Annotated in this window: 3 protein-coding genes and 2 tRNA genes; all 5 read right to left on the bottom strand. The window is 52.6% G+C overall.

Annotated features, from left to right (window positions below; all coding sequences use genetic code 11):
• Positions 1-234 precede the first annotated feature (234 nt).
• The 5 genes from tuf to birA all read right to left on the bottom strand — a co-directional run bounded on the left by tuf (position 235) and on the right by birA (position 3,714).
• A complete protein-coding gene (tuf, locus tag ACIOWE_RS29880) occupies positions 235-1,428 on the bottom strand; it encodes an elongation factor Tu (RefSeq protein ID WP_053124324.1) in 1,194 nt (397 codons plus the stop codon).
• Between the two features lie 85 nt (positions 1,429-1,513).
• Positions 1,514-1,589 (bottom strand) — tRNA-Thr (locus ACIOWE_RS29875).
• Between the two features lie 26 nt (positions 1,590-1,615).
• Positions 1,616-1,689 (bottom strand) — tRNA-Gly (locus ACIOWE_RS29870).
• Between the two features lie 253 nt (positions 1,690-1,942).
• Positions 1,943-2,380, bottom strand: a complete 438-nt coding sequence (locus ACIOWE_RS29865) for a hypothetical protein (RefSeq protein WP_401398546.1) — start codon at positions 2,378-2,380, stop codon at positions 1,943-1,945.
• Positions 2,381-2,760: 380 nt separating this feature from the next.
• Positions 2,761-3,714, bottom strand: a complete 954-nt coding sequence (gene birA / locus ACIOWE_RS29860; RefSeq protein WP_401398545.1) for a bifunctional biotin--[acetyl-CoA-carboxylase] ligase/biotin operon repressor BirA — start codon at positions 3,712-3,714, stop codon at positions 2,761-2,763.
• Positions 3,715-3,887 lie beyond the last annotated feature (173 nt).

Here is a 3,887-nt window from a genome sequence, read left to right as displayed (position 1 = left end):
CCGCGGACCCCGCCGCCACGCCCGCGCAGGCGAGGGACACCAGCCTGCCACCTGACCCGGATGGGCGGACGTGGCCGGGGATTTCAGACTCCGGCTGCTATTCCCACCGGGCGCAATACGCCCGTTAAAAGGAGGCGCAATTCTATAGACGCCCCAGATAGGTGTCAACCCAATAAAAAAGCCCCCGCTGAGCGGGGGCTTTTTCAATCCATCAAGCTAACTCTATAAAAGAGATTACTCGATGATTTTGGCTACGACGCCAGCGCCGACGGTACGACCGCCTTCACGGATAGCGAAACGCAGACCGTCTTCCATCGCGATGGTTTTGATCAGGGTAACAGTCATCTGAATGTTGTCACCTGGCATTACCATTTCAACGCCTTCTGGCAGCTCGCAGTTACCAGTCACGTCAGTAGTACGGAAGTAGAACTGTGGACGGTAGCCTTTGAAGAACGGAGTGTGACGACCGCCTTCTTCCTTGCTCAGAACATAAACTTCTGCAGTGAACTTGGTGTGCGGCTTAACCGAACCCGGCTTAACCAGAACCTGACCACGCTCAACGTCGTCACGCTTGGTGCCACGCAGCAGAACGCCGCAGTTCTCGCCAGCACGACCTTCGTCGAGCAGCTTGCGGAACATTTCAACACCGGTGCAAGTAGTAACGGTGGTGTCACGCAGACCAACGATTTCCAGCGGATCTTGAACGCGAACGATACCGCGCTCGATACGACCAGTCACAACAGTACCGCGACCCGAGATCGAGAATACGTCTTCGATTGGCATCAGGAACGGCTTGTCGGTAACACGCACTGGCTCTGGGATGTAGCTGTCCAGAGTCTCAACCAGTTTCTTGACGGCAGTGGTGCCCATCTCGTTGTCGTCTTTGCCTTCCAGCGCCATACGAGCCGAACCGATGATGATTGGAGTGTCATCGCCCGGGAAGTCGTAGGTGGACAGCAGGTCGCGAACTTCCATCTCAACCAGTTCCAGCAGCTCAGCGTCGTCTACCAGGTCAGCCTTGTTCAGGAAAACCACGATGTACGGAACGCCTACCTGGCGGGACAGCAGGATGTGCTCACGGGTTTGTGGCATCGGACCATCAGCGGCCGAGCAAACCAGAATAGCGCCGTCCATTTGAGCAGCACCGGTGATCATGTTCTTCACATAGTCAGCGTGACCTGGGCAGTCAACGTGAGCGTAGTGACGGATCTTCGAGTTGTACTCAACGTGAGCGGTGTTGATGGTGATACCGCGAGCTTTTTCTTCTGGTGCGCTGTCGATCTTGTCGAAGTCAACGATTGCAGAACCGAAAACTTCGGAGCAAACGCGAGTCAGAGCAGCAGTCAGAGTGGTTTTACCGTGGTCAACGTGACCAATGGTCCCTACGTTGACGTGCGGCAGGGAACGATCAAATTTTTCCTTAGCCATCGATATCACCCTCAAACAGAAGAATTAGACAAACAATATCAACCATTAAAACAAAGGCAGATATTTTCATATCTGCCTTGTTATATGGAGCTCTTGAGCGGATTTGAACCGCTGACCTCACCCTTACCAAGGGTGTGCTCTACCAACTGAGCTACAAGAGCAAAACACTTTGCACAACCTGCAAACTTGGAGCGGGTAGCGGGAATCGAACCCGCATCATCAGCTTGGAAGGCTGAGGGTCTACCACTAAACTATACCCGCGGAGCCTGCAGCTCACGCTTACTTGTGGTGGTGGGCGACGGATTCGAACCTTCGAAGTCGTAGACGTCAGATTTACAGTCTGATCCCTTTGGCCGCTCGGGAACCCCTCCTAATCAGGCCGGCATTCTATACTATGCCAAACCCCTGTCAAGCATTTTCTCATTTAAAAACCTGAGGTTAGCTGCATTGACATCACTTCACTTTGACAACCCGTCAGGGTCTTCACTGTGGAGCGGGCGCCATTCTATGCAAACTATTCAGCAGGTGCAACCCCCTCGCACAGCATTATTTTATGTTTTAACTCATTGAATTCGTTGGAAAGGTTTTGCAACTGAGGATCACCCAGCAATCGCTGGCTTTCAGGAGCAACGCGCAGCCAGAATCCTGATCCTGGAACGCCATTAGGCGAGGCTTGGGCCTTGATATCCATCTCCTCCAAACGCCGACTCAGCGCTACAACCAACTCCTGACGAGCAAATCCCCCTACATAAAGGCACCGCTCCTCAGACCTCTGCCGCTCTGATCTCCCTCGAGAAGCATCTACGGTTTCACTAAGCAGACGGATATCCTGCTGCGAACCTTTATACAAACTGAGAGGCGTTACATCCTTTGCTCGCAAAGGCGCTTCCTGCTGATGCCAGACGTAGTAAAAAACATTGAGAACAACGAGCAATAGGAACAACCAACGCATACATACCTCGAGATAAAGGGCACGCCATGGCCAAACCTACCAACACCAAGTCTGGCGCGACTCAGGCTTCAGGCACGACACCAACAACCAATTCAGCATCACCAGCCTACGACAAGACCCAAAAGCACGTAATATTCATAATCATTTCTGAGATCGGATAACTCACGCACAGACATCACACAACTCACCGACACGCCAACTTCTCGCCCAAGCATTTAAATCAGCCCATCACCCCCCTCGGCAGCAACAACCAAGCGACACTTGCTTGATAACACTCTATTCAGCCCTACAGCCGCGTACGCGTTAGCTCGCCAGAGCACTTACCCTGAGGGTCGATACTCAAGATTCGCTACTTTATAAAGTGATAGCCGCAGTCGATCTCACGAATCATCACGCAACCTAAGGCTGAGCTCACCACCACTGAAAACTTTTTCTACGCCATTCACCATTAATCGCAGCGCACCTTGATTATCAATTCCGAGCACAACTCCGTCTATTTGGCTGACGCCAGCAATCAACGACACTGATCGCCCCTGCCACAAATGATTTTCCTCCCACTCCGCCTGGAGAGCCGAAAAACTATCTGCCTGCTGGCGCTGTATACAAGCGCGCAGTTGTTCACTCAGCTCAACTGCCAGAACGTTACGATCGCAGTTTTTTCCAGACTCCAATCGCATGGATGTCCATTGCTGATCGACCTCATCGGCAATCTGCATATTCACGTTGATGCCTATGCCCAGCACCACATGACACACATCTGCCGGATCCCCAACAAGCTCCAACAGAATCCCGGCAATTTTCTTGTTCCCAACAAGAACATCGTTCGGCCATTTTAAACCCGCACTGGGCACTCCCAGCTTTCGCAGGGTCTGCATAACTGCCAACCCAACAACAAGACTCAAGCCCTCTAGCTGGCGCATTCCACCATCAATACGGAGCACAAGACTGTAATACAGGTTTTCGGCGAATGGACTGACCCACTTACGCCCTCTTCGTCCGCGCCCAGATAACTGTCGCTCGGCCAGCACCAAAAAAGGTGCCGACCGCCCCCGGCCAATAGCGCGCAGCGCCTCAGCGTTAGTGGAATCGATAGAATCGAAGATCGTGATCGGCCAGCCTGCCTCCATCCCCTCTATTTTTAGAGAATCGAGCAGCATCAGCGGCGCAGACAGCTGATAGCCGCGCCCCCGAACTTTATGAATAGATAGCCCAAGCTCAGTCTCAAGATGCTGAAGTTGCTTCCATACAGCACTTCGACTAACTCCCAAGGCAGCGCCCAGGTCCTGGCCAGAATGGAATCGCCCGTCCTTCAGTAGATTCAACAACGTCAACATGCAGGTTTCGCCTCACAATGAGGTCCGAATAATAGCCATGCCCCGCGCAGCTGCATAGAAATCAAGCGAACACATTTCCTGCGGGCAAAACAAAACCCCAACTGCTTTCGCAATTGGGGTTTCGGAATTTAATCTTGACGATGACCTACTCTCACATGGGGAAACCCCACACT

The organism is Pseudomonas sp. NPDC087598 (genome assembly GCF_044743525.1).
Classification (GTDB): Bacteria; Pseudomonadota; Gammaproteobacteria; order Pseudomonadales; family Pseudomonadaceae; genus Aquipseudomonas.
The sequence above is the reverse complement of the archived record's forward strand: the minus strand, read 5'-3'. Positions and strand labels throughout refer to the sequence as shown.

Bases quoted from the DNA above. Each gene is read 5' to 3' on its own strand.
- tuf (WP_053124324.1), bottom strand. From the start codon at position 1,428: ATGGCTAAGGAAAAATTTGATCGTTCCCTGCCGCACGTCAACGTAGGG.
- ACIOWE_RS29865 (WP_401398546.1), bottom strand. From the start codon at position 2,380: ATGCGTTGGTTGTTCCTATTGCTCGTTGTTCTCAATGTTTTTTACTAC.
- birA (WP_401398545.1), bottom strand. From the start codon at position 3,714: ATGTTGACGTTGTTGAATCTACTGAAGGACGGGCGATTCCATTCTGGC.